Source organism: Carboxydothermus islandicus (assembly GCF_001950325.1).
Taxonomy (GTDB): domain Bacteria; phylum Bacillota; class Z-2901; order Carboxydothermales; family Carboxydothermaceae; genus Carboxydothermus; species Carboxydothermus islandicus.
In genome coordinates, this window is record NZ_BDJL01000093.1 from 16,635 (window position 1) to 43,262 (window position 26,628).

At 37.7% G+C, this 26,628-nt stretch carries 30 protein-coding genes; 4 read left to right on the forward strand and 26 right to left on the reverse strand.

Annotated elements, in window-relative coordinates:
• The 7 genes from ciss_RS09330 to ciss_RS09360 all read right to left on the reverse strand — a co-directional run.
• A partial coding sequence (locus ciss_RS09330; protein ID WP_235837284.1) for a succinate dehydrogenase iron-sulfur subunit occupies positions 1-586 on the reverse strand: 586 nt, incomplete at its 3' end.
• Between the two features lie 6 nt (positions 587-592).
• Positions 593-937 carry a succinate dehydrogenase/fumarate reductase transmembrane subunit gene (locus tag ciss_RS09335; protein ID WP_075866061.1) on the reverse strand — a complete coding sequence of 115 codons (345 nt, stop codon included), beginning with the start codon at positions 935-937 and terminating at the stop codon, positions 593-595.
• Positions 938-953: 16 nt separating this feature from the next.
• A complete protein-coding gene (gene sdhC, locus ciss_RS09340) occupies positions 954-1,373 on the reverse strand; it encodes a succinate dehydrogenase, cytochrome b556 subunit (protein WP_075866062.1) in 420 nt (139 codons plus the stop codon).
• A gap of 15 nt (positions 1,374-1,388) precedes the next feature.
• On the reverse strand, positions 1,389-3,107 hold the full coding sequence (locus ciss_RS09345) for a succinate dehydrogenase/fumarate reductase flavoprotein subunit (protein WP_075866063.1): 1,719 nt from the start codon (positions 3,105-3,107) through the stop codon (positions 1,389-1,391).
• A 26-nt stretch (positions 3,108-3,133) separates the two neighbouring features.
• Complete coding sequence (locus tag ciss_RS09350) at positions 3,134-3,682, reverse strand: Fe-S-containing hydro-lyase (RefSeq protein WP_075866064.1); 549 nt, start codon at positions 3,680-3,682, stop codon at positions 3,134-3,136.
• A gap of 12 nt (positions 3,683-3,694) precedes the next feature.
• Positions 3,695-4,537, reverse strand: coding sequence for a fumarate hydratase (locus ciss_RS09355; protein ID WP_075866065.1), 843 nt, complete (start codon positions 4,535-4,537; stop codon positions 3,695-3,697).
• 120 nt (positions 4,538-4,657) lie between these two features.
• A complete protein-coding gene (locus tag ciss_RS09360; RefSeq protein WP_235837285.1) occupies positions 4,658-6,172 on the reverse strand; it encodes a sigma-54 interaction domain-containing protein in 1,515 nt (504 codons plus the stop codon).
• Positions 6,173-6,318: 146 nt separating this feature from the next.
• On the opposite strand from ciss_RS09360, the gene lexA reads away from it, so the two are divergent.
• Complete coding sequence (lexA, locus tag ciss_RS09365) at positions 6,319-6,933, forward strand: transcriptional repressor LexA (RefSeq protein ID WP_075866066.1); 615 nt, start codon at positions 6,319-6,321, stop codon at positions 6,931-6,933.
• A 23-nt stretch (positions 6,934-6,956) separates the two neighbouring features.
• Here lexA and ciss_RS09370 read toward each other — a convergent pair whose 3' ends face one another.
• From ciss_RS09370 to spoVK, 12 genes are all read right to left on the reverse strand, one after another.
• Complete coding sequence (locus ciss_RS09370) at positions 6,957-7,466, reverse strand: hypothetical protein (protein ID WP_075866067.1); 510 nt, start codon at positions 7,464-7,466, stop codon at positions 6,957-6,959.
• Between the two features lie 3 nt (positions 7,467-7,469).
• On the reverse strand, positions 7,470-7,613 hold the full coding sequence (locus ciss_RS13040) for a CcmD family protein (RefSeq protein ID WP_077177540.1): 144 nt from the start codon (positions 7,611-7,613) through the stop codon (positions 7,470-7,472).
• 12 nt (positions 7,614-7,625) lie between these two features.
• Entirely contained in the window at positions 7,626-8,321 is a 696-nt protein-coding gene (locus ciss_RS09380) for a cytochrome c biogenesis protein (RefSeq protein WP_075866116.1), read from the reverse strand.
• Positions 8,322-8,330: 9 nt separating this feature from the next.
• The gene (locus ciss_RS09385) at positions 8,331-9,008 is read right to left on the reverse strand and encodes a heme exporter protein CcmB (protein WP_075866068.1); all 678 of its coding nucleotides are present in this window, start codon (positions 9,006-9,008) and stop codon (positions 8,331-8,333) included.
• Entirely contained in the window at positions 9,005-9,706 is a 702-nt protein-coding gene (locus tag ciss_RS09390) for an ABC transporter ATP-binding protein (RefSeq protein ID WP_075866069.1), read from the reverse strand. Before ciss_RS09390 ends, ciss_RS09385 begins: the two co-directional genes overlap by 4 nt.
• Positions 9,707-9,715: 9 nt before the next feature.
• On the reverse strand, positions 9,716-10,675 hold the full coding sequence (locus ciss_RS09395; protein WP_075866070.1) for a hypothetical protein: 960 nt from the start codon (positions 10,673-10,675) through the stop codon (positions 9,716-9,718).
• The gene (locus tag ciss_RS09400; RefSeq protein WP_075866071.1) at positions 10,676-11,053 is read right to left on the reverse strand and encodes a hypothetical protein; all 378 of its coding nucleotides are present in this window, start codon (positions 11,051-11,053) and stop codon (positions 10,676-10,678) included.
• Positions 11,053-13,050 carry a heme lyase CcmF/NrfE family subunit gene (locus ciss_RS09405; protein ID WP_075866072.1) on the reverse strand — a complete coding sequence of 666 codons (1,998 nt, stop codon included), beginning with the start codon at positions 13,048-13,050 and terminating at the stop codon, positions 11,053-11,055. Before ciss_RS09405 ends, ciss_RS09400 begins: the two co-directional genes overlap by 1 nt.
• A gap of 18 nt (positions 13,051-13,068) precedes the next feature.
• Positions 13,069-13,482, reverse strand: a complete 414-nt coding sequence (locus ciss_RS09410; protein ID WP_075866073.1) for a cytochrome c maturation protein CcmE — start codon at positions 13,480-13,482, stop codon at positions 13,069-13,071.
• Between the two features lie 4 nt (positions 13,483-13,486).
• Positions 13,487-14,413: a hypothetical protein gene (locus tag ciss_RS09415; protein ID WP_075866074.1), complete on the reverse strand. Its 927-nt coding sequence runs from the start codon at positions 14,411-14,413 to the stop codon at positions 13,487-13,489.
• A 98-nt stretch (positions 14,414-14,511) separates the two neighbouring features.
• On the reverse strand, positions 14,512-15,726 hold the full coding sequence (locus tag ciss_RS09420; protein WP_075866075.1) for a methionine gamma-lyase family protein: 1,215 nt from the start codon (positions 15,724-15,726) through the stop codon (positions 14,512-14,514).
• 19 nt (positions 15,727-15,745) lie between these two features.
• Entirely contained in the window at positions 15,746-16,636 is an 891-nt protein-coding gene (gene spoVK, locus ciss_RS09425) for a stage V sporulation protein K (RefSeq protein WP_075866076.1), read from the reverse strand.
• A gap of 144 nt (positions 16,637-16,780) precedes the next feature.
• Between spoVK and ciss_RS09430 the strand changes: the two genes are divergently transcribed.
• Complete coding sequence (locus tag ciss_RS09430; RefSeq protein ID WP_077177541.1) at positions 16,781-18,055, forward strand: divergent polysaccharide deacetylase family protein; 1,275 nt, start codon at positions 16,781-16,783, stop codon at positions 18,053-18,055.
• On the opposite strand, the gene hfq is transcribed toward ciss_RS09430, so the two are convergent.
• From hfq to miaB, 6 genes are read right to left on the reverse strand one after another with little or no spacing between them, the layout of a single operon-like run.
• Positions 18,052-18,309, reverse strand: coding sequence for an RNA chaperone Hfq (gene hfq, locus ciss_RS09435; RefSeq protein ID WP_075866077.1), 258 nt, complete (start codon positions 18,307-18,309; stop codon positions 18,052-18,054). The genes ciss_RS09430 and hfq overlap by 4 nt on opposite strands.
• 38 nt (positions 18,310-18,347) lie before the next feature.
• Entirely contained in the window at positions 18,348-19,283 is a 936-nt protein-coding gene (gene miaA / locus ciss_RS09440) for a tRNA (adenosine(37)-N6)-dimethylallyltransferase MiaA (protein WP_075866078.1), read from the reverse strand.
• The gene (locus tag ciss_RS09445) at positions 19,280-20,053 is read right to left on the reverse strand and encodes a class I SAM-dependent methyltransferase (protein WP_075866079.1); all 774 of its coding nucleotides are present in this window, start codon (positions 20,051-20,053) and stop codon (positions 19,280-19,282) included. The genes miaA and ciss_RS09445 overlap by 4 nt, the downstream gene beginning before the upstream one ends.
• A 19-nt stretch (positions 20,054-20,072) precedes the next feature.
• The gene (gene mutL, locus ciss_RS09450) at positions 20,073-21,794 is read right to left on the reverse strand and encodes a DNA mismatch repair endonuclease MutL (RefSeq protein WP_075866080.1); all 1,722 of its coding nucleotides are present in this window, start codon (positions 21,792-21,794) and stop codon (positions 20,073-20,075) included.
• Position 21,795: 1 nt separating this feature from the next.
• The gene (gene mutS, locus ciss_RS09455; protein ID WP_075866081.1) at positions 21,796-24,321 is read right to left on the reverse strand and encodes a DNA mismatch repair protein MutS; all 2,526 of its coding nucleotides are present in this window, start codon (positions 24,319-24,321) and stop codon (positions 21,796-21,798) included.
• Between the two features lies 1 nt (position 24,322).
• Entirely contained in the window at positions 24,323-25,645 is a 1,323-nt protein-coding gene (miaB, locus tag ciss_RS09460) for a tRNA (N6-isopentenyl adenosine(37)-C2)-methylthiotransferase MiaB (protein ID WP_077177543.1), read from the reverse strand.
• A gap of 90 nt (positions 25,646-25,735) precedes the next feature.
• On the opposite strand from miaB, the gene ciss_RS09465 reads away from it, so the two are divergent.
• Both ciss_RS09465 and ciss_RS09470 read left to right on the forward strand, forming a co-directional pair.
• The gene (locus ciss_RS09465; RefSeq protein WP_075866083.1) at positions 25,736-25,963 is read left to right on the forward strand and encodes a hypothetical protein; all 228 of its coding nucleotides are present in this window, start codon (positions 25,736-25,738) and stop codon (positions 25,961-25,963) included.
• On the forward strand, positions 25,954-26,178 hold the full coding sequence (locus tag ciss_RS09470) for a ferritin family protein (RefSeq protein ID WP_075866084.1): 225 nt from the start codon (positions 25,954-25,956) through the stop codon (positions 26,176-26,178). Before ciss_RS09465 ends, ciss_RS09470 begins: the two co-directional genes overlap by 10 nt.
• Here the strand turns inward: ciss_RS09470 and ciss_RS09475 are convergent.
• Entirely contained in the window at positions 26,164-26,598 is a 435-nt protein-coding gene (locus tag ciss_RS09475) for a hypothetical protein (protein ID WP_075866085.1), read from the reverse strand. The genes ciss_RS09470 and ciss_RS09475 overlap by 15 nt on opposite strands.
• Positions 26,599-26,628 lie beyond the last annotated feature (30 nt).

The window sequence follows — 26,628 nt, forward strand, 5'->3', positions numbered from 1 at the left end:
CCTGAATTTTTCTTTCCTTTTCCCCAAAATCACGATTATCAGCATTATATCTATATGCCTGGGCCAGAGCTTGCGGTCCGGGAAAATCAGGTGTAGTACCTACCGTAGGGCAAGCAGCAAGGCAAGCACCGCATTTTATACAATAGGCAAATTGCAGGTATTCTTCAAGTTCTACCGGTGTCTGGGAATATTCTCCGGTAGGATTTAAAAATTCTTGCTCGTTTTCAGGTATGATATATGGCTTGACATTTTTATGTTTCTCAAAAAGCGGAGTTAAATCCGGAACTAAATCTTTTATATTTTTATAATTTGGCAGTGGAGCAATTTCTATTACATCAGTACCGAGGGATAAAGCTTGAGTTTCGCAAGCAAGTCGCGGCTTTTTATTAATATACATTGCGCAGGAACCACAGATGCCCATCCGGCACGATGCTCTAAAAGCCAACGTGGCATCAATATTTTCTTTAATATAGTAAAGGCAGTCTAAAACTGTCATGCCTTCCTTTACATCGAAAGTATAATCTTGAAAATACGGTTTTACATCTTTTGCAGGATCATATCGCCAAATTTTAAAGGTTACCTTCAATTTCCCCTACCCCCCAATGTAAGAATAGATTACAACGTAACTACCTAAAATTAAAGCTAAAAAGCCAATTATCCCAATTAAGCCATTAATAACTCTAAGGTTTTGCGGAAAGTATTCCAAAAGAATCGTTCTTAAACCATACATTCCATGATACAAAGCAGCTATTAAAAGGATAAGATAACTTACCAGCCAAAAGGTATCCTGTCCCCGAGCTTTTACGTTATGGTAATCTAAAGGGTCGCTAATACCTAAAATATTAACAAGATGCATATATCCCAGATGTATTCCAAGAAACACCAGCAAGATTAAAGCAGCTACAATGAATAAAAACCATAATTTTGATTCACTCACCAAAGCCCCCTCCTTTTTAGGCCAAATATATATCGTAAACACTTATAACAATTCCTACTAACGCTAAAATCATCAGGAAATACATTAAAGGCCGTTGTTTTAAAGTTGAATATTTATAGGGATACTCCTGCCGTTCAGGTTTGCCGATAAAGTAACCAAATTCGGTAAGTATAAGTCGTAAACCGTTTAAGCCGTGAAAAACTCCGGCCACTACCACCAGGAATTCTCCGAATTTAAATATTGGATTATCAACGGTTCCCATAACCCTTGTCCACGCATCAAAACCCCCGAGCCGAAATGAAGTTACCACAATATGCAGCAAAAGATAGATAATTAGTCCAAGCCCGGAAATCCGGTGTAAACTGTATAAATATCTTTCAATTCCGAATTTTCCGGCATAAAAGTTGCCCTTGATACCCAGGCGATTGTCATACATCTAAAACCCCTCCTCTTAGTATTTTCTTTCCACTGGCTTCCAGGTGGTAATCTTTACCGGCAGGTATTCCAGCCGTGGCCCCTGAGGAGTATAATAAGCCAATGTGTGTTTTAACCAGTTTTCATCATCCCTGCTGGGATAATCTCTACGGGCATGACCTCCGCGGGATTCTTTTCTTTCCAAAGCTCCCAAAACAATTATTTCTGCCAAGGTCAACATATTTTCCATTTCCAGGTATGAAACTAAATCGGTATTATAATATTTACTTTTATCTTCCAGTCCGCAATCCTTAAACCGCTGAATTAGTTCCCTTACCTTGTTGAGGGCTGCAGATAGTCCCTTTTCATCCCGATATACTCCAACATTTTTATCCATGATTTCCCTTAATTCTTTTCTTATTGTATATAAGCTTTCTTTGTTTGGTTTATTAAATATTTCCTTGATTCTGGCTTCTTCTCGTTGGACCATTTCTTTCGGTAATTGCGGAAATGCTTTTTGTTTCTTTACGTACTCATAAGCTTTGCCGCCAGTGATACCACCCCATACCAGGCACTCTGCAGTTGAATTGGTACCTAACCGGTTTGCTCCATGAATAGAAACACAGGCAACTTCACCGGCAGCATATACCCCCGGTACCGGAGTTTGCCCATCAATATCCACATGTATGCCTCCCATTGAGTAATGGGCTACCGGGCGAACCGGTAGAGGTTTTTCAATCGGATCAATTCCCGCAAATTTTATGGCCACTTCCCGGATTAGCGGCAGTCGTTCATTAATTTTTTCCCTGCCCAGGTGGGTTAAATCCAGTAAAACATAATACAAACCATCTTCCCGGGTAAATCCTCTTCCAGCTTCAATTTCCTGCATTTCTGAACGGGAAACAATATCTCTGGGAGCTAATTCCATCATTTTTTCCGCATATTTCCCCATAAAACGCTCCCCTAAGTTATTAATTAAATACCCTCCTTCACCTCGCGCAGCTTCAGTAATTAAAATTCCCGAGGGAACAAGACCGGTCGGATGAAATTGCACAAATTCCATGTCTTTTAACGGTAACCCTGCCCGATAAGCTATAGCCATTCCATCTCCGGTAACCGTATATGAATAAGTGGTGAAACCGTAGATCCGGCAGGCCCCTCCGGTAGCAATAATTAAAGCTTTGGATTGAAAAACTAAAAATTCTCCTCTGGTTAAATCAATGGCAGTAAATCCCTTATATTCCCCATCTTCAATCAACAGAGATGTAACCATCACTTCATCATAACGGTGAACGTTGGAAAAGCGCTGAAGATTATCATACATTGTGTGAACTTCAAAAAAACCCGTTTTATCCGCCGCAAAAACCGCTCGCGGAAAAGAGTGACCGCCAAATGGTCTTTGGTCAATTTTGCCGTTTTCCCGGCGGGCCCAGGGTATACCCCAGTGGTCTAATTTCAAAATTTCTTGAGGAATTAATTCGACAAAACGCCAAACCGCATCCTGATCTGCTAAAAAGTCACTTCCTTTAACCGTATCCCAGGCATGCAATTCCGGACTATCCCCTTCGTCAATCCGGAGAGCTGCACCGGTTCCGCCTTCAGCACAAACCGAATGAGGTCTTAATAGCTGGGTTTTACTAACAAGGGCAATATCCAACTCGCCCTTCGATAAAAACGCAGCTTCCAATGCCGCCCTAAGTCCTGCAAGCCCAGAACCAATAATTATCAAATCATGTTTCAGAATATTCACATCCATCCCCCTCTTTTTTAAATCGCCTAAAATTATTCTTTCAAGAATTGTTTTGGACCTACCTCGTATAAATTTTGTCCCCGGGCATCAATAACCACTATTGCAGGAAAATCAACCACTTCCAAGCGGTAAATTGCTTCTGGACCTAGATCAGGATAGGCCACCACTTCACTTTTAACTATTGTTTTTGAAAGTAAAGCTCCGGCTCCTCCAATTGCCGCAAAATATATTGCTTTGTTGCGCACAATCGCCTCTTGCACCTCTTTACTTCGGAGTCCTTTACCTATCATTCCTTTTAAGCCATAATCCAAAAGGCGCGGGGTATACTTATCCATCCTCCCGCTGGTGGTTGGTCCAGCGGAACCAATAACCCTGTCCGGTTTTGCCGGTGTAGGACCTACGTAATAAATTATTTGCCCCTTTAAATTAACAGGTAATTCTTCCCCCTTTTCTAAAAGTTCATACAACCTTTTGTGAGCAGCATCACGGGCAGTAAAAATTACACCGTTAATTAAAACTTCATCACCAATTTGTAATTTCTCAATAACCTCTTCGCTCAAAGGTGTAGTAATCTTAATCATGCTCTCTCACCTCTATAAAATAACAGTTTCATGGCGAGCAACGTGACAATTTAAGTTAACTGCCACCGGCAAGCTTGCTATATGGGTTGGGTAAGTTTCAATGTGAACTGCTAAAGCAGTAACCCTGCCTCCCAATCCCTGTGGGCCAATTCCTAAATTGTTGATTTTCTCTAATAGTTCCTTTTCCAGGGAGTTGTAAAAGGGATCGGGATTTTGAGAACCAACTTCCCGTAACAATGCTTTCTTTGCTAATAAGGCAGCTTTTTCAAAAGTACCTCCAATTCCCACACCTACAATTATTGGCGGACAAGGATTAGAACCTGCTTGGCGAACTGTATCAATAACAAATTGCTTTACTCCTTCAACTCCATCAGCAGGCTTTAACATTTTTAGCTGGCTCATATTTTCACTTCCACCGCCTTTCGGTGCTACCGTAATTTTTACCCTGTCTCCTGGAACAATATCAATATGCACCACTGCTGGAGTATTGTCACCGGTATTTATCCGGTTTAAAGGGTCCTTTACAATTGATTTTCTTAAATATCCTTCAGTATAACCTTCCCTAACCCCTTGATTTATGGCTTCGTGCAAATTTCCCCCTACCAAGTGTACATCCTGGCCAATTTCTAAAAATATTACTGCTGTACCGGTATCCTGACAAATTGGTAATTCTTCATCTTTGGCTATTTGAGCATTTTCAATAACTCTCTGTAATATTTTTTTACCAACTTCACTTTTCTCATAGTTCGCTGCTACCTTTAAAGCATTCAAAATATCGGTACTTAGTTCTTGATTCGCCTTAACTACTAATGTTTTTATGGCATTTTTAATTTCATTTACATCTAAATTACGCATCTATCCATCCCTCCCTATTGGTACTTTCAAGCAATTATGATGCCAGCGATTTTCAGGCATAAAAAAAAGAAGCATACTTCTATTTTTTAAAAATTATAACTTTTATTTTAAATTTTAGAATTACAAATTGTATCGCTTTATTTTATTGTAAAGGCTTGCAAGAGAAATTCCCAGTTTTTCGGCAATCATTTTTTTTGCTGATAATGACCTTCCATATTTCTCCAATGCCATACTTATAACCTCTTTTTCTATGTCCGTCAATTTTTTAATTGGGAAACTTTTTTCCAAAACCGGAGGTTCATTAGCTTTTGAAAAATAGCCATAGAAATGATGCTCGTCTAAATATTCATCATCCACCAGGATTATTGTTCGCTCTAAAAGATTTTCCAACTCACGTATATTTCCGGGCCATGGATAATTTTGAAATAGCTCCTGTGCCTTTGGCGTTAATCCTTTTACCTTTTTGCCAAAGCGCCGATTTAATTTACCGATAATATTTTCTGTTATCAGCAAAATATCTTCTTTATTTCTCTTTCTTAACGGTGGTAGTTCTATATCAATAACTTTTAAACGAAAATATAAATCTTCCCTAAACTTTCCTTCCTCTACCATCTTTTTCAAATCACGATTGGTAGCAGCAATTACCCGTACATCGGTAGTAATAGTTTCAATACCTCCAACCCTTTCAAATTGCTTATCTTCTAAAACTCGCAAAAGCTTGGCCTGTAAAAATAAATTTAAATCGCCAATTTCATCTAAAAAAATCGTTCCCAGATGAGCTAATTCAAACTTTCCCATCTTGGTTTTGGTTGCTCCAGTAAAAGCCCCTTTTTCATAACCAAACAGTTCGCTTTCCAATAAATTTTCAGGTATAGCAGCACAGTTAATTTTAACAAAAGGTTTTGAAGAACGACTACTTTCCATATGGATTGCCTGGGCAAACATTTCCTTACCGGTTCCACTTTCACCTAACAGAAGAACCGTGGCATCACTTTTTGCTGCCTTTTTCGCTATTTTTTTGGCCTCTAAAAGTTTTTCATCCCTTCCAATAATATCGTTAAAAGTGTAACGACAACCGGAAATCTCCGAAAGCTTTTGACTAAAGTTTTCAAGCATTTCCTGAGTTTTACTGAGTTGTTCGCTTATTTTTAAAATATCGGTAACCGTTTGAAATACTACAGCTCCACCGCTTAATTTTCCATCGATAAATATCGGCACAGCATTTGATACCACTTCTGCTTTACTTCCCCCCACTAAAGTTCGGTGCCCAATTACTGGCTTCTTTAACTTAATAGCCTGAGCTAAGGCACCATTGGGGGAAACTTCAAAAATATTTTTGCCAATTCTTTCATCCTTTTCGATACCAGTTATGCGCGTAAACGCTTGATTAATGTATTTAATTTCGCCTTTTTCGTCGGCAATTTCAATACCCTCCTGGAGAGAATCTAAAATTTTCAGAAGTTCTTCCCGCATTTTCTTGGCAAGCACTAAATGGGTAATCTGACTGAACCCTTTATTATCGGCAATAAAAAAGTCAGGATTCGCCATTACCGCTTGTTCCACATCCTGAATTTTGACTATTTCCTTACCCTTTAAAAACTCGGGCTCTAATTCTCCTAAATAATAAATCGTCATTGTTAATTCCTCCATTTTAATTTTTATAAATTTTTATTCTATAAATTATAAACTTTTCCTGCAAAATAATTTCGAACTTATGTTTTCAAAAACCCAAAACATTATTATAATAAACTTAAAAGCTACAAAAATGAGGTGATTTTTGCGTGAAAAACTCCGTTCTTTCACACCAGGAAAAAAAAATAATCACATTTATAAAGCAATACCTAAATGATAATGGATATCCCCCCACTATTCGGGAGATTTGTCAGGGAGTTGGATTAAGCTCTCCCTCCACTGTACATCATCACCTAAAAAACTTGGAAAGCAAAGGCTATTTGCAACGAAATCCAACCAAACCACGAGCCTTAGAACTTGTGGCCGAAAAAACACCGGATGAGCTTTTATCCATTCCCTTATTGGGTAATGTTGCTGCCGGCTATCCAACTTTAGCCATCGAAAATGCCGAAGAAGAAATGCAAATACCCAAGTCCCTATTTCCGGAAAAAGAGTTATTTGCTTTGCGCATTAAGGGAGACAGTATGATTGAGGAAGGAATACTGCCAGGCGATGTGATAATTGTAAAAAAGCAAGAAGTAGCCGAAAACGGTGACATCGTTGTCGCCTACCTGGAAGGAGAAGTTACGGTAAAGAAATTCTGGAAAGATAGTGTGTACGGAGTAATTAAATTAATCCCTGCAAATTCAAAATACGAACCGATTATCATAAACCGGGAAACGAAAATTTTGGGTAAAGTTATAGGCCTTTTAAGACGATATTAAATAAGCCAGCATTTTATGCTGGCTTATTTCCATATTTTTAAAGCTTCCTTTAACAGATCCTGGTGCAATTCTGCAGGTAGTTCCAGCCAAAATACTTTATCCTTACTTTGGTAGTAGTAATGCACTCTACCCATGCCATAAGTTTTATAAATTGTTAATCCTCCAATTTCCAATGTTTCTGGATAACTAAAAGGACTTTTACCTATGGCCGCTTTTATTTTCCGGTCCATAAGCTCACACAAGTAAGCTGCCTCCTGCACGGAATTGGCCTCTGAAATCCATATTCTGGCTTCCTGTTGATAGTTTTTATAGGTAATAACTTCAGCTGCTTTGATATCAATCAGCTTTCCATGTAAATCATTAACAGCGGCAATTGCTGCATTTCCCTTGATATCTTCTACCCGATACATTTCGGCAAAAGTTTCCGGTGCTAAATTAAGCTCCACCTCTTTTTTTTCAAAATAATTAACCCCAAAAAAGGCACCCAGAATTATCCCCCAGAAAATTCCCAACACCAGTATTGCCCTTTTCATGGCTTAACTCCTTTTATTTAAAGCCTCTTTTATTAACTCCAATTCCCGTTTAATTTGCTTTTGCCTTTGTCCCAAGACCACAGTATAGAGAAATATTAACGTCCAAATAATAAAATACGCTAAGGCTAAAGCAGTTAATTTACTCATCTTCTTGCCCCCCTAACCGTAAATTTTTTCCTTAACCATATCCTTTAAACGATTTAATTCCCGCTGCATTAAATTAATTCTTGTGCTTTTTACTAACAAATAAATATATAAAATTGTAAAGGCAAACAGGCTTATAAAAAAAGCTGGTTTCATTGCAGGGTCCAATCCGCCCGAAGGGTTATTAAAAACAATGGGATGAAAAGTCTTTTGCCACCAGCGACCGGCAGCAAAAACCAGGGGAACATCTAAGAAGCCAATTATGCCAAAAATCGCAGCAAACCGAGCCGTTTTTTCTTCCTCCCCCGCTGCAAGCCTTAATACTACGTAGGCTAAATAGATAAACCACATAATAATTGCGGTAGTTAATTTAGGATCCCAGGTCCACCAGGCATTCCATACCGTTTTCGCCCAAATAGGTCCGGTGGTAATAACAATGGTAGTAAACACAACTCCTATCTCTGCCGAAGCCAAGCTTATTCCATCCCAGAAATAATCCCTCTTAATTAAAAACATAATACTCCCGACAAAGACCACAAAAAAGGCTAAAAACGCAACCCAGGCAGCCGAGACATGAAAATAAAAAATTTTTTGCACGACCCCCATCATTTTCTCCTCGGGGGCAACCACAAAAACCATGTAAATAGCAACCGAAAGAACCACGTAGGCTAATGGTCCCAAAAAATAATCCCAAACTCTACCCCTCTCCATCTTAACCAATTACACCTCCAGTAAGATTTCAAAAAGCATTAAAGGTACCACAATAAACAGTAAGTCGTAAACCCCTAAAATTTTAAGCCAAATACTCCATTCGCTAAAGGGAAGATTGAAAAAAACACCTTTAGTCGCCGCCACACTTCCTAAAATAACCGGAATTAACACCGGAAAGAGTAGTACAGGTAGCAGTATATCGCTTGCCCGGGTGTTGGCAGCCAAAGCAGCCAAAAAAGTTCCTATGGCTACAAATCCCAAACTTCCAAAAAATAAGATAATCAAAAAAAAGCCAAATTTTTGGGGAACAGGAATGTTTAAAAAGATAAAAAATAAGGGTAAAGTTAAAATTTCAATAATCAGCAAAAAAACAAAATTACTTAACATTTTCCCCAAAAAAATGACACTGCGATCCACCGGAGCTAACATTAATCCTAATAAACAATCCTGATTTTTTTCTATAAAAAAGGAACGGTTTAAACCTAAAAGACCCGAAAAGAAAAAGGTTATCCAAATTATTCCGGGAAAAATATCGTTTACAATCTGCTTTTTGACATCAAAGGCAAAGTTAAAAATTACCAGCATTATTAAGGCAAAAACTAACATAACACTTAACATCTCTTTGGAATGAAATTCAGCTTTTATGTCTTTTTCCACAATAGCTAATGCTTTTCTAAAAAAGGTCATGCAGAAATCCCAACCTTTTTTCGGTATATTTCTTTTAAGCTCTTTAAATCATATAGATTAGCTTCATCGAAAACCAGTTCTCCGCGATTTAAAATTAAAATCCGATCGCTAAGTTCGACCCCTTCTTCGAAGTTGTGGGTAATCATTAAAATGGTTCGTTTTCTTTGTTTTAATGTTTTTAAAACATTGTTTAAAATATCAATAGCTTGCTGGTCTAACCCGGTATAAGGCTCATCAAAAAGGACTATTTCCGGATCGTTTAGCAAACAGCGGGCAATAGCTAAGCGCTGGAGCATACCCCGGGAAAAAGTTTTTACCTGCTGGTAAAAGCTAAGTTCCAATCCTACCTGTTGAATAACTTCCCTTACCCTCTCTTCAAGTTTTTTTACCCCGTACATTTTTCCGTAAAAGAGCAAATTATCCCGGGCCGTCAGAGAATCGTACAGAAAGGAATTATGGGAAATTACTCCAAGCTTTTGCCTTAATGCAATACCACCCTCATTTACGGCAATGCCATTAATTTTTATTACACCAGAAGTTGGCTTCATTAAAAGCGAAAGAATTTTAAATAACGTACTTTTGCCCGCACCATTGGGTCCAAGAACCGTTATAAACTGGCCCTCTTCAACGTTAAAGCTTATATTTTTTAAAATTACCTTATCCCCTATCTTTTTCGTTACATTTTGTACTTCAATCATGGCCTACACCTATTCGGAAAGTTTTTTAAGCTCTATTTTAATCTTTTTTAACTGTTCTTTATAATTACTTAAAAGTTCCTGATATTCCTCTTCAGTCACCTCATCCTTACCATACTTTTCTTCCAAAAGCTCTACTTTAGCCAGAATTTCCTGTTCCTTGGCTTTTAATTGTTTTACTTTTTTCAAAAATTCCTCATCATCTACAGAATCGTGTTTACTTCGGTAAAGCATTACTAAAGCTACCACTATACCTCCGACCACAAAAAGCAAGAAAACCAACCAGAGATGGGGGTCCGTATTGCCCAGGGGGGAGCTTTTCCAGCGCTGAATGTGCTCCGGACTGTGAAACTTCAAATTGGTAGTTCCTTCATTGTACACCGGCGGTGCTTTTTGCAAATTGCCCTGACCCGCCGTAAGGCTTAAGCTAATCCTGGCATCTTCTTTTAAATTTCCCGTTGCGTAAACATCAAACGACTTACCATTAATCTCCAGAACCCCCTGTGGGGTTAAATCCCCACTGTTTACCACCAGTTCCCCGGGAGTTGTTAAAACCGCAAATATATCACAGGTGTAGGGAAAAATTAGAACTATATTCTGTTTATCGGTAAAGGGCAACGAGTAGTTTAAACTAAGTTTTACTGATTCTTCGCCAACAGAAACTATTCCCAAACCATTATCAAACTTTAAATATTGCTCGTTGTTGAAACCGCTAACCTGTAAATCACCAAAACCATCGGGCAAGGGTATAAAAACCCGAACAATTTTTCCGTTATGCTCTTCCTGATAACCTTTGGGGATATCTATCTGCATAATTTGCTGAATATTAAGCTTTCCACCGTTTTTGTTAATAAACAGGTGATTTAACTTAATTACAGGTTTTTCCTCGGCCAAAGCCGATGGGGCAAAAACATTTAATAAAAGGGCTAAAATTAGAAAAATTTTAAGAGTGACAACTCCTTTATATTTCATCTAACCCCTCCGTTTTTTGTTGCGAAGTCTTTTTAGTTCTTCTTCGATCTCTTTTTCAATATCCCGCTCCACCTGTGTTTTATCTTCCAAATTGGACTGTTTTTTATCTTTTAAAAGCTCATTGTATGCTTTTATAACCAAACTTGCTTCTTTTACATAACGGCTTTTTAACTCTTCATAATCTTCTCTGGCAATTTTCCCCATGTGATAGTCAAACTCGATCTCGCTTAGAGTTTTAAAAATCGCTTCTTTATCCCTTAGGAGCTTTTCTTTTAAAGATGCGGTTCTCTTTGTTTCATCGGTGGATTTTATAAAAAAGGGATAAATTACCAAAAAGCCACATAATGCCAAGAGTAAAATATCAATTACAATGGCCATTATTCTGCCTCCTTAGCTAAACTTAGTCCACTTATAACTCTGGGCCCCATCTCCGCCCCTTTACCCGGCCAGAGGGCAAAAACAGTACCAAAAATGAGGAAATAACCGCCAATCCAAATCCAGGCAATTAATGGATTGACCTTAATTTTAAAAATTGCCGTATCCTGGTTTTCCCAGCCAGCTAAAACCACATACAGGTCTTCCTTTAACGAACCTTTTATTGCTACCTCACTGGTGGGGTTTGGTTCATTAGGATAAAAGTTTTTGGAAGGATTTAGACGGGTAAGGTACTTCCCATCCTGATAGACATCAATATCGGCAACTACCGCATCAACATTGTTCATTCGAACCTCTCTTAACCCTTTAAATTCAATAGTGTAATTTTTAATTGTAATTTTTTCATTGGTAGTTAAAGTTACATTTTTTTCAATATCATACAGGGATGAGCCGGTAATACCAATGGCAATCAAGACTAAACCAATATGAATGATGTAACCGCCGTATCTTCTCCGGTTCTTTACAAAAAGGTTTATTAAAGCCTTTACAAAATTTTCACCGGTAAGTTTAACCCTTGTCTTAACCCCTTTAAAAATCTCATATAATGTAGCAAAAAGTACAAAGAAATTAATAAAATAGGATGCAACCGCCCATGGTTTTCTAATTCCTATGACAAGTAAGTAAATGATAACCGCCAATGCTAAAAACAAGGGAACGGTAAAATTACGAAGGATATGCGAAACTGAAGCTTTCCGCCAGGCAATTAACGGACAAATTCCCATTAGCAAGATAAAAGCCAGGAATATCGGAACATTCACTGTGTTGAAAAAAGGAGCACCTACTGTAACCTTTTCTCCCGTTACCAGTTCAGAAAAAAGCGGAAAGGTTGTCCCCCAAAAAGTAGCAAAAGCTGCTCCTACTAATAGTAAATTATTTAATAAAAAGCTACTTTCTTTGGAAAAAACCGATTCAAATTCTTTTCCTTCCCGCAAAAAATTAAGACGATCAATTAAAAGGTATAAAGAGCCAAATAAAGCCAGCACCGTAAATACCAAAAAATAACGGCCCAAACTCTGGTCGGCAAAGGCATGAACGGAAGATAATATTCCACTTCTGGTTAAGAACGTACCGAATAGAGTCAAAACATAAGTTATGCTGATAAGAAAAATATTCCAAACTTTTAGCATATCTTTTCGTTCTTGGACCATTACTGAATGAAGAAAAGCGCTTCCCGTAAGCCATGGCATAAAAGAAGCGTTTTCTACAGGGTCCCAGGCCCAGTATCCTCCCCAGCCAAGTTCCACATAAGCCCATTCCATACCGGTCAAATTGCCCAAACTTAAAAATAACCAGGCCAAAACCGTCCAGCGCCGGGTAACTTTAATCCATTCATCCCCGGGGTACTTGGCGATTACCGCCGCCATGGCAAAGGCGAACGGCACAGCAAACCCCACATAGCCCAAATAAACCGTTATGGGGTGAATTACCATACCCGGATTTTGCAACAAGGGATTAAGGCCGTTTCCCTCCACCGGAGGAGGATTCAAAATTACAAAAGGTTTGGAAATAAAAGATAACAAAAATAAGAAAAATAAGTTATTAATATTAAGAATTGTCAAGGCAATTGGTTTTATTCGTGGTACTATATTATTTAAAGAAATGGCCAAACTGTAGATACTCAATATCCAAGCCCATAATAAAAGGGAACCTTCATTTCCCGCCCATAATGCGGAAAAACGATAGAATAGGGGCAAGTCCGAACTGGTATAATGAGCAACATATTGAATGGCAAATTGACCGCTTAAAAGAAACACTTCCATGATAACAATAGCAATCGTCGTGGTAAGGGCAATCGCAATTGAAGCACCTTTTACGCTCTCCGACAAAGCAGGATTATTGGAGCGGATAGCAATTATCCCCGCTACCACTGCATAAGCACTGATTAAAAATCCTAAAACCAGAGCAAAGCTTCCAACATTTGCCAAAAATAAGTTATCCATCTCGCCTGCCTCCTGCATTTATTGTTGTTTTTTTTCGTATTTTGATGGGCATTTAACTAAAAGAGTATCTGCTTTAAATACCTTTCCATCAAATTTTCCTTCCACCACAATTTGCGCTTCCGGATGTTCAAAATTATCAGGTTTAACTTCATTATATACAACCGGTAACTGTGTTTGTTCCGAACCTTTAATTGGTATCATAATAAATTTTAATTCTAAAGCTTTCGCATTCCAGGATATAGATCCGGGCAACACCCGCCCTTCAATCCGCATTTTTTTGTCAACAGCGTTTTCATAAACAATCTTGTAAACCGCTTCATCAACTTGCAGAGAATAGCTGGTACCGGACGAAGTGAAAGCCGAAATAAAAAGAAACGCTATGGCAAAAACAATGATACCGCTTCCCATCAAAATTTTGGTCCTTTGATTCATTATGTTAACCCTCCTGTTCTAACGCCTTTTTTAAAAGCTTTCGGTACTCTTCTTCAGTTATTTTCCCTTCAATAAACATCTTTTTTAATACTTTTTTATTCATAACTTCACTGCTATTTTTAGTTTTGGAATTTACAAGGTAAAAAGCGATAACTGCACCAATTATTAAGATCATTAAAATAATTATAGTCCCCACAATAAGGCTGGAATTAGTTGAAGAATTACTGTTTTTTTGATTCGAATTTTGCTGAGCTTTTGCCTGTTCCTGTAAACGGTTTAAGGCAGTCTGATAATCTTCCTTGGGCACTACCGGAGTGGTATCATTGCGTACGTAAGAAAAAGTGAAAGATAGACCATTTTGATTGTTTAAAGTAAAATTATGAAGCTTTAAGCCCTCGTGGGTTTGGGTGATCAGATCATTTTTAAGAGACGTTTTAAAAAACACAGCTCCGGGAGGTTCTAAAATCTTTACGTTTAACTCATTAACGGAAAACGGAAATTTAATATTTGTTTCGACTTTCTTTTCCGCCGCTGAAAGTTTCCCAAAATGAAACTGGATAAAAAGATTCATTTTTTCCTGTGGCTTTAAAGCAGGATTTAACATTATTTTTAAAGACAGCTGTTTTTTATCTTTATTTTCTAAATTAAAAGGTAAATAAGTAAGTTCACCGGTTTCCCTGACAAAAGCAACTTTGTCAACGCTGGTGTCCGCCGGAAGAAGAAAACTTAATTCTTTAATTTCTGTATTACCTTCATTAAAAATAATACCGGAAAAGGTAGCTAAAATATTACCCGTTTCATCGTATTCAGGAAAAAGGTTCACCTCAAAACGCTTCGAGATAACCGTTTCCTGCGAGTAAACCGGGCTTATAAAAAAAATCACAAACCCAACTACAAGAAAAATAGCTAACCAAAAACGTAGCTTTGACATTTAACCACTCCCCAAACGATATTCATGATTTTAAGCATTATAGAATTTCTTTATGATATGATAATTTCGACAATGAACCGGAAATCCCTTTTTTACTTTTAAAAATAATTTGAAGAAAATTTCCTGTAAAAGCTCTCGATTAAGAGCATCCCATACTCTAAAGCTATACCCCCCTGAAAATAAACAACATAGGGAGGAACAAAAGGCCCATCCGCTGACAAGTCAATTGATGATCCGGCAACAAAGCTTCCCGAAGCCATAACCACCGGAGAATCATAACCCGGTAACAATGCCGGCTCAATCGTTACAAAATTATCAATCGGAGAATACTCTTGAACCGTTTGGACAAATTTCAGCATTTTTTCCCTATCCCTGAAAATTAAAGTTTGGACAATATCGCCTCTTTTGGAATAAGCATCCGGCAAAACCTCAACTCCGGTTTTCTCCAAAAAATACGCCAAAAGTACGGCAATTTTAAGAGCTTCCCCAACTACTTTGGGCGCAAAATAAACCCCCTGTAAAATATCCCGGGCAAATCCCAAGGAAGGTCCAACTTCTTTACCCAAACCTGGTGCCGTCAATCGATATGCCGCCTGTTCAATAAGCTCTTTTTTTCCAACCAAATAACCCCCGGTTGGAGCAATGCCGGCCCCAAGATTTTTTATTAGTGAACCAGCTATTAAATCTGCCCCCATTTCAATGGGCTCACTTGGTTCTACCATCTCGCCATAGCAATTATCAACAAAAACCACAAGTTTAGAACTATACTTTTTGGCAATTTGAATTATCAATTTTATTTCCTCATTTAAAAGAGTTGGCCTAAGATCATAGCCTCGGGATTTCTGGATGAAAAGCATTTTAGTATTTTCCTGAATGTTGTTTTGAAAAATTACTTCTAATTCCTCGGGATTCGTAGTAAAAGGTAAAATTTTATAGTTTATACCCCATTCCTGTAATGAGCCTTGATTTTTACCCCGTTTACCTATAACTTCTTCAAAGGTTTTATAAGGATTGCCAAAGACTAAAAGCTCATCCCCGGGTCTTAAGACGGCAAAAAGCCCCAGGGTAATCGCATGGGTACCTGAAACAATCTGAGGTCTTACCAAGGCATCTTCGGCTCCAAAATAGGAGGCAAAAACCGTTTCCATCTTATCCCGTGCCGTATCGCCGTAACCGTATCCGGTAGTGAATACAAAATCGGAATAGCTAATTTGCGCCTCCCTAAAAGCTTTTTGCACCTTATGAGCATTTTGGTAAACTACCGTATCTATAAATTCAAACTGCGTTTTAACGTCCTGAGGAATTTTCAGCATCGCCTTTTCTACTCCTTTGCTAAAGATTAAGGGCCAAAATTGCTTTTTCCAAATCTTCTTTTTCCAAAACTAAAAGATCTTCTTTAGTTACCTTACTTTTACCTAAAAGCCTTACGGCCTGTCGCCTTATTGCCTTTTCAATAATATTTCTAATTAAACGAGCATTTCCACTACTTTTTTTACTTTGGTCAAGGTGCTTTAATTTATATTTTAAATAAAAAGCGGCCTCGGAAGAAAAACGGTATTCCCAATCTTCCAAGAACTTTTCAGCAATAAAAAAAAGCTCCTCATCGGTATAGTCGGGAAAGGTTATCTCAATGGGAAAGCGGGATTTAAGCCCCGGATTTTGCTCCAAAAGATAATTCATCTCATCATAATACCCGGCTAAAATAATAACGAGATTGTCCCGATAATCCTCTGCCCCCTTAACCACAACATCTATTGCCTCCCGGCCAAAATCTTTGTCGCCGCCCCGAGCTAATGAATAGGCTTCATCAATAAATAAGACCCCTCCCAGTGCTTTTTTTAACTGTTCCCGGGTTTTTAAAGCAGTATGGCCAATATACTCCCCGACTAAATCAGCCCTTTCAACTTCTATTAAATGCCCTTTTGTTAGAATACCAATTTCTTTAAAAAGCTTACCTATAATCCTGGCCACCGTTGTTTTTCCAGTACCAGGATTTCCTTTAAACACCATATGCCAGCTAAAGTTATTTGTTTTAAGCTTTTCCTGAACTCTTCTTTTGTGAATCTGAGCTAACGCATATATTTCAAAAACCATCTCTTTAACTTCAATCAAACCAACCATCCGATTAAGCTCTTTTAGCAAAGAAGACGCCTGGTCAAATTTTTCAATTTCGGCCTTTGAAGGAGTAACAGTATTGACAGAATTTATTAATGTTACTTTCATAACCGCCCCTCCTCTTTAATAGGGAATAAAACTCCCTTTTTGCTAAAAAATTATTAAAGAGGAGGTTATTAATATGAAAAAACTTTTCTTTTCCCTTTTTTTTTCCTCGTTTTTTGGAGTGTAAATTTTCCCGTTTATGCTAATTTGAACTCTAAACCTCAATTAATTGTTATCGATCCCGGACACGGTGGAATTGATCCGGGAGCAGTTAACAGCTGGGTTAAAGAAAAAGATCTTAACTTAACTGCCTCTTTATATTTAAAACAATCTTTAGAAAAAGCCGGCACTATTGTAACCTTAACTCGAAACGGTGACTACGATTTAAAAGACCTCTACCCGGGACCTGGTTCCCGCCAATTTAAGGACATTGAAAACCGGAAAAAATACATCGAAAACCTAAACCCAGACTTTTTTATCTCAATTCACGTTAATTCCGGGAACTTTCTTAAAAATTATTTTGGTCAAGTTTTTTACGGAAGAAACCTCATAAACGCCGAAGCTGCCAATATTATCCAGGCTTCTCTTAATAAAATTTACAATGTTGCAAAATCACCCCAAATCGCCGATTTCTTAATTCTCTCTACCGGTACCCCCGGAGTACTAATTGAAATAGGTTTTATTGATGATAAACGATTACAAAATAGCGATTTTTTAAAAAAGCTTTGTCAAGAAATTGCCAGTTCAATTATAAAATGCTTAAACAAAAAAAAGCAAATCTCTCAAATAAAAGGCGAATCCAGATTGTTAATTGTTATTGATGACTTTGGAAATAACAGCGATAGTCTGGTAGATTTTTTAAAACTTAAACAGCCCTTTACTGCTGCGGTAATGCCCTTTTTAAACAATACACACCAAGAAGCCAAAGCCCTTTACCAGAGTGGAAACGATATTATTATCCACATGCCGATGGAACCCAAAAGCTATAAGCGTTCCTGGCTTGGACCAAAACCAATTAGGGTTAATCTAACCCCAGAAGAAATAACATCGCTATTGGCTGCAGCATTAAAAGAAAATCCTTGGGCAATTGGAATAAACAATCATACCGGTTCCAAAGCCTGCGAAGATGAAAAAATAGTAAAAACTGTCCTTAGTTTTTGTCAAAAAAACAATTTAGTTTTTATTGACAGTCAAACAACCCCCAATTCTCTTTTTCCCCTCTTGGGAAGTGAATTTGGGGTTGTGGTGTTAAAGCGAGATATTTTCTTGGAAGTTAACGGTAGAAAGGAAAAAAACATCATTGAACAACTTCAAAAACTACAAAGCATCGCGCAAAAAAAGAACCTGGGTATCGCCATTGGTCACGTTGGTTATGAAGGTGGAAAACCAACCGCCACCGCCCTTAAAAAAGTACTGCCGAAACTACCAGGACAAGGGTTTAAAATATGTACCTTAAGCGACCTCATTAAAAAACACCCCTAAGAAGGGGTGTTTTCCTCATTACCACCTTTTGCCATGTAAGTACTTACGGGCCTTTGGGGAATTATGGTAGAAATTGCATGCTTATAAATCATATGCTGCTTTCCTTCACTTTCCAAAATTACAGTAAAATTGTCAAACCCTTTTACAAAACCTTTAAGCTGAAAACCGTTAATTAAAAAGATTGTAACCCCCACATTTTCCTTACGCACCTGATTTAAAAAAGCATCCTGCAGATTTAATTGATTTTTGGACATTGGTTTCCCTCCATCTCTCTTTATTTAAATTAAAGATTCTACAAAAAATTGTTTACTCCTGCCTCGGTAATTATTTTTTCAGTAATTTTTTCTAAGCTTTCTTTACCCGAATCAAACCATTTTATCCGGGGATCCCGCCGAAACCAGGTAAGCTGCCTTTTGGCAAATCTGCGGGTATCCCTCTTAATGAGGTAAATTGCTTCATCCAGGGTTATTTTTCCTTCCAAGTACTGAACAATTTCTTTATAGCCAAGAGCTTGCATCGCAGTACTATCTTTAAATCCCATTTGCAAAAGTCTCTCTACTTCAGCAATCAGCCCTTTTTCAATCATTTTATCCACGCGTTCATTTATTCGCTGGTACAGAAGGGCTCTATCCATTGTCAAACCGTAGTAAAGCAAGCGGTACTGCGGTTTGGATTGTTTTCCTCTCTCCCAATAGTAACTTATCGGTTTACCAGTATGTTCATACACTTCTAATGCCCTAATAATTCGCCTTAAATCGTTGGAATGAATTTTTTGTGCGGCTACCGGATCAATTTTTTCCAACATCTGGTGAAGGTATGAACTTCCTTTTTCTTTTGCTGCCTGTTCCAGTTTTTCCCTGAAAACAGGATCAAAGGAAAAGTCGGCGAAGTCATAGGGATCAATAACCGAGCGAATGTATAATCCCGTACCACCCACAATAATTGGAATCTTTCCCCGTTCATTTATTTCTTTAATTAATCTCCTGGCCTCTTTTTGAAACAAAGCCACACTGTATTTTTGAAAAGGTTCTAAAATATCAATTAAGTGATGGGGTACCCCCTCCCTTTCTTCCGGCAAAACTTTTGCCGTTCCGATGTCCATGTATTTGTATACCTGCATTGAATCTCCAGAAATAATTTCACCGTTAATTTTTTTAGCAACTTTTATCCCTAAAGCTGATTTCCCTACGGCAGTAGGCCCAACAATTATAATTAGTTTTTCGCTCATACCTGTACCTCAATTACCCCAAAAGCAATTTCACTGTCTTTTCCCGCAATTATCTTATCAAAAAACGGCAATAACTTTATTTCCGCCTTTCTTCCTTTAACCACAACCCGCTTTCGGGCAACACTGCAAGCATTACTTAACACTTCTTCATTTATATAGTCTTTAGCAGCAACATTTCTTAACCTTAAAATATGGGCAGATTTCCCGGTTGTTTTTTTAAACATTGGATCAAAATAAACAACATCAAAACTTTTCGACGGTAGTTTTACTAAAAAATCGGTGAAATCACCATATTTTACTTTAATTTTTCGCATTGGATTTATTAAATCAGGGTCTTCATCATAGGTTTTGAGCCCATTAGAGGTTAACAGGTAAATTATTTTACTTTTTTCTATACCTACCACTAACCCATCTTTTACTGCATATTGAGCAACTATGCTATCCTGAGCAAGTCCCAAGGTACAATCCAAAACCGACATTCCAGGCATTAATCCCATTGCTTTTATCATAACATCTTCTTGCCCTTTTTTCATCCCCTTAATTCTAATTTTTGCCATTCCGGGATGAAAATATAACTTTGTCATATCCGGAAAAACTATTTCTAAGTTTTTTTTAGTTACCACTAAAACCGGCATTTCTCGGGCAATTTCTGTAAGACTCTTATTATTTCTGTCAATATAGGGAAAACCAGCATCGACTGCCAAATTTAGCGCTTTTTTTATTTGTTCCTCAGTCGGATTTAGACTTGTGGTAATTATTGCCCTCTCCATAAATTAAATTATCTCCTCTTTACCTAAAAAACTTTTTATTTATTTCAGTTAAAGATAATTCATAAATTGTTGGTCTCCCGTGAGGACAGCTCAAAGGATAATTGGTTTTAAAGAGTTCCTTTACCAGATTAGTCATTTCGCTGTACGTTAATTTTTCACCAAATTTAACAGCATTTTTGCAGGCAAAAATTTTTAGGGCTTTTTCCCGAAAACTAACCTGCTCTTTTTGCTCCATCATTTCGTGTAAATATTCTTCCAAAACATTGGCGATATTATTTTGAGGTAAATCCTCCGGAATTTCCCGAACAAGATATTCGCCCGGACCAAAAGGTTCAATATGTAAGCCAATTTCCAGGAAGTTTTGGTAATTTTCCTGAAGAAAAGCTTCCAATTCGGGAGAAGCTTTTATCCTGACGGGAAAAGTAAGCACCTGACTGTAAAAGGGATTTAATTTAGTTTGGTATTTTTCGTATAAAATTCGCTCGTGAGCTGCATGTTGATCAATTATAAGCAGTGTATCATTTTTTTCCACAATAATATACTTTAAAGAAAACTGTCCTATAACCTGAAAGTTTAATTCATTCGCAAAGTCTTTATTTAGTGAAAAAGACAGATTGTCATTCGGGGAAAAAATATCTTCTTTTTCCAATAATTTGTCATCTTCAGCAAAATAAGTAACCTGCCAATAATCATTTTCTTCACTTTTGGTATTTGTTTCTCTTGCAGGAGAAAAAGATTTCAGGGAAGAATTTTTAGCATTTACCAACTTATTTCTGATTATCGTCCGAACATCCAAATAGATTTTTTGTTCATCCATAAACTTAACTTCCAACTTCTGGGGATGTACATTTACATCCACCCAGGTACCAGGAACAACCACTTCTAAAAAAACAAGAGGCTTTAAACCATTGGGAAGTAAACTTTCATAAGCATCGTCGATAGCTTTAGTTAGGATTCCGCTTCTCACTAAACGTTTGTTTACAGCAAACACCTGTAATTTACGGTGGGGTTTCCCTGCAGGTGGCAAGGCAATTCCACCTTTTATAAAAAAACCTTCACCCAGTTTTTCCTCTAACGTAAGCAAATTCCCCTTTTCTAAGCCCCAAAATCGGGTCAGCAACCCCAATTGCTCCTGAATTCCCGCCGAACTGTAAATCTTTTTTCCATCAATAAAAAGGGTAAATTTAACCCCGGGATACAGAATTGCTATTTTTTCTATAAATTGCCTAATAAGTCCCGCTTCCGTTTGTCCGGACTTTAAAAATTTTTTGCGGGCAGGAGTATTAAAAAAAAGGTCGGAAACAGTAACAACGGTACCGTAAGCCATACCGACTTCGGTTAAATTTATTACTTCCCCGGCATGGGCAATTAATTCATAGCCATTATTTTCTCCTCGAACTCTACTTTTGATTGATATTTTACTTACCGCCGCAATACTGTATAAAGCCTCTCCCCGAAAACCAAAGCTCTCTAAATAATAAAGATCATCAAAACTTGCAATTTTACTGGTAGTATGACGTAAAAGAGCATCTGGTAATTCCTCATGCGAAATCCCAATCCCATCATCTTCCACTACAATTTTCCCTAATCCACCTTCTTCAATATAAACATTTATATTTTGGGCTTTGGCATCAAGACTATTTTCTACCAGCTCTTTTACCACCGAATAAGGGCGTTCAACTACTTCGCCTGCGGCAATTTTTTTTATTACTTCATCAGGTAAACGCTTAATCTTTGGCATTTTATTTTTCCCCCAAAGCTTTTTGCCGTAATTCATATAATTTATTTAAAGCATCTAACGGTGTCATACGAATCAGGTCTATTTCAATTAATTCTTTTATTATATCAGAAGGCTCCGGCTTTTCTTCAAAAAGCGCTAACTGTACCGGGACTGTATCTTTAACTTTTAGCCCTTTATCTTCGAACCTTGCTAATATTTCATAAGCCCTTTCCACTACTTCTCGCGGTAAGCCAGCAAGCTTTGCTACATAAATCCCGTAACTTTTATCGGTTTTGCCGGGCACAACTTTATGGAGAAACTTAACTTCTTCTCCTTTTTCCTGAACTAAGACCGTAAAATTTTTGACCCCAGGAATTTCCCCTTCTAAGCCCGTTAATTCGTGGTAATGGGTTGAAAAAAGCGTCCTTGCCTTGATTTTTTTTTGAATATATTCAATAATTGCTTCCGCAATACTTATACCGTCATAGGTTGATGTTCCTCTACCCACTTCATCTAACAAAATTAAACTCCGGGATGTTGCATTTCTTAAAATATTATTACATTCAATCATTTCTACCATAAACGTACTTTGTCCTCTGGCCAGATCATCGGTGGCACCAATACGGGTTAGGATTTTATCCACCAATCCAACCCTGGCATATTCCGCAGGAACGAAGCTACCAATCTGTGCTAAAATTACAATTAAAGCAGCCTGACGCATGTAAGTACTTTTACCGGCCATATTGGGGCCCGTAATTAAAAGAAGCGAATTTTCCTTGGTGTCAAGGTATAAATCATTGGGAACAAAATTGGCCCGGCCAACACTCTTTTCCACCACCGGATGTCGGCCATTTTTTATTTCCAAAACCGGTTCAGCGGCAATGACCGGTCGCGTAAAGTCATACTCAATTGCAGCCACCGCCAGGGAAATTAAAAAATCCAAAAGCGCAACAGCACTTGCAGCTCTTTTTAAATCCTCCTGATATTTTAAAATTTCCGAGCGGATTTCACAAAAAAGTTCATATTCCAAATTAGCAAGCTTTTCACTTGCACCTAAAATAAGGTTTTCATAATGTTTCAATTCTTCAGTAATAAACCTTTCAGCATTAACCATCGTTTGCTTTCTTTGATAATCAGCTGGTACTAAGTGCAAATTAGCTTTCGTTACTTCAATAAAATAGCCAAAAACTTTATTGTAATTAACTTTCAATGATTTTATTCCCGTTCTTTCCCTTTCTTTCTTTTCGTAATTAATTATCCAATCCTGCCCTTCCTCCCGGGCTTTCCGGTACTCGTCAACGGTGGAATTATATCCGTTTTTTATAATACCGCCATCTTTAGGTGATACTGGAGGGTCATCGACTATACTTTTTTCAATTAAATTATAAACTTCAAGCATTTCCGGAAGATTATCATAAATTTCAGCAAATAAAACTGATTTATTTTTTATATGATTAATGCTGTTTTTAATATGCCATATTTGGGGGAGAGATTGTTTGATTTTAATTAAATCTTTAGGATTTATCGTTCCGCAAACTAACTTAATGGAAAGTCTTTCCAGGTCATATAAATTCTTCAGGTTTTCCCGTAATTTTTCTCTCAATTCATAATCCTTTACTAAAATTTCTACAGCATCCAGGCGGTCAGTAATTGCTTTTAAGTTTAACAACGGTTTTGTGAGCTCTTCCTTTAATTTTCGAGCGCCCATAGCGGTCTGGGTAAAATCAATAATTCCTAATAAAGAAGAAGAATTGTCTTCACGGTTTCGTAAAATTTCTAAATTTTTGCGAGTACTTTCATCAAAATATAAATAACTATCAATTTGATAAAACTCCGGTTGCCCAAAGATACTTAAAACCGCCGGTTCAATTCTTTTTAAATAACTAATTAAAATTTTATAAGCTTCTTTTGACGCTTCAGGACCTTTAAACGCAATTTCAATTTCTTCCGCCGGCAATGTTTCTAAGTAGTTAACAATACCGGTAATATCTTTTAACAGAAAATTATTTTTAAAATTTTTTAATACCACCGCTTCAGTGGGAGCCAACCGGCGAATTTCGCTTGCCAAGACTTCTGTTTTACTTTCCTCAACAGACGTTATTCCCAAATATCCTGTAGAAACTTCCGCAACCGCCAGGGCAATTAACCCATCTTTTTCGGCCAGGGCAATGATATAATTATTTGTCTTCTCTTGCAAAAAAAACTCTTCGGTAACCGTTCCGGGAGTATATATTTTGGTAACTTCCCGCTTCACCAGTCCCTTGGCCTTTTTCGGATCTTCCACCTGTTCACAAATTGCTACTTTATATCCCCGGGATAAAAGTTTGGCAATATAGCCCTGAGCCGAATGATAGGGAACCCCACACATGGGTACCCTTTCTTCCTGTCCAGCATCCCGGCCGGTTAAAACAATTTCAAGTTCCCGGGAAGCAATTACCGCATCTTCAAAAAAAAGTTCGTAGAAGTCGCCCAAACGAAAAAATAAAAGACAGTCGCTGTATTGCTTTTTAATATCAAGATATTGCTTCATCATTGGTGTAAAGCTCATGTTAAACTAAAACCCCTTCCAGGTGGAATAATTTACCTTCGGTAATTTTTACCTTTACTAACTTTCCAGCTAAATCTTCACTTCCCTTAAATACTACCAGCTTATTGGTTCTGGTACGGCCAGCTAATTTTGTTTCATCGGTCTTGCTTTTTCCTTCCACTAATATTTCGTGAATGTTACCTTCCTCATTTTTGTTTAATTCTAAACTAATCCCATTTTGTAATTCAATTAGCTCTTGAATCCTTCTACTTTTTACCTCCTCGGGCACCTGGTCTATCATTTCCGCAGCAGGTGTTCCCGTCCGCTTATTATACACAAAGGTAAAAGCACTATCATACCTGACCTTTCTCACTAAATCTAAAGTTTGTTCAAAATCTTCTTCAGTTTCTCCAGGAAAGCCCACAATTATATCAGTAGTAAAACTCACCCCGGGAATCTTGGCCCGGATCTTTTCCACTAAGTTTAAATAATATTCCCGCGTATAACCGCGATGCATTGCTTTTAAAATTTTATTGGAACCGGCCTGTACCGGAAGATGAAGGTGTTCACAAATCTTCCGGGAAGAGGCCATTACCTCAATAACATCGTCAGTTAAGTCGCGAGGATGGGAAGTGGTAAACCGCACCCGCCAAAGTCCATCTATCTTATCAATATCCGCTAATAGTTCGGCAAACATAGGCTTCCCCTTTAAATCTTTCCCGTAAGAGTTAACGTTCTGGCCAAGGAGCGTCACCTCCCTGTAGCCTTCCGCCACTAATTGCCGTATTTCCTGTAATATATCTTCCTTTTTACGGCTTCTTTCCCGACCGCGCACGTAGGGAACAATACAGTAGGTACAAAAATTGTTACAGCCATACATAATCGTTACCCAGGCCCGCACGCCCGGCTCTCTTTTTACCGGAATACCTTCTACAATTTGCCCTTCCGACTGCCACACCTCTAAAACCCGCTCGTGCTTTTCAAAAACCCTTTCCAAAATTTTTGGTAGTTCCGGAAGATTATGGGTTCCAAAGATAAAATCTAAGTGGGGAAATCTTTCTAATAAACGTTTGGCAACTTTTTCCTGCTGAGGAATACACCCTCCAACCCCGATAATCAAATCAGGATTTTCCCTTTTTAATTTTTTCAGTTCTCCGATTTTAGTAAAAACTTTATTTTCCGCAGTTTCCCGAACACTGCAGGTATTTATGATTATTAAATCGGCAGTTCTTTCCTCAGGACTCGGCACAAATCCCATACTTTCCAAAATCCCGGCAATTGTTTCCGAATCATGAACATTCATCTGGCAACCATGGGTTATAATATAGTAGCTTTTCTCTGCCATTTTTATTGCCTCCAATCTTCTTTTTCTCATAAAAAGTATAGCAAAGGAAAATCCTAAAATAAAGGTAATCTAACAGAAAGGAGGATGAAGGTGGGCGACCTGCAGGAAGAATATATCACCTTAGCCTTGAGCGAAGGGATTCAAAATTTAGAACAAACCTGTCGAATTTATCAAACCATAATTGCAAAGCATTCCGATAAAGTAATTCGGGATGCCGCTCTTAAAGGTTTAGAAGGAAAACAAAAACAAATAAAAAATCTTTTAGAAATTGCCAATGCCTATAACTTTAAAGTAAAGCGGGGGATTGAATGGAACTAAAAGATCTTTTGCTTATGGCTTTAAATGCTGAAAGGCAAAATTATCTTTTCCTGGCCGAAATGACCGTTAAAGTTAAACACCCAGAATTAAGAAGTTTATTTTCCGAACTTCAAGCGGAAACTTTAAGGCAGATATTTCTTTTAGAAATACTGGTCGAAGAAAAACTAAGTTCACCCCCGGTAGTTAAAAAACTAATTTCTTTATTTAGAAAATAATATATCGTCAAAATAATGCTTTATGGCAGTTACGACAATTAAAGCAAAATTATTTAAAACAAAACTATACCCGTAGCTCCATCTTAAATGTCGGTAAGCACCAAACATTTCTGCTAACCATTCCACTCCGGTAAAAAGCAGGGAAATTAACGGAATATATAGCCAAAGCCAACGTTCCCTTGGTTTAAAACCCCAAAAGATAATGCCAAGTAAAAAACCGTTAAGTAAATAAAATAAAGGTAAATTATAAAAACTGGGCCTACCGTAAAAAACATACAATTTTAACTTAACCGCTGCGTAGTCCACAATAAACATCAGCAAAAGGGCAATAAGCCCCGTTAAATAAGAAATTTTTTTCCTTGGCCTTAAAAATACGACAATAATCAATAAATTAAATAAAAAGTACCAGTACCAGAACATCCTTACCTCCCGGTAAGCGAGGGATTATTT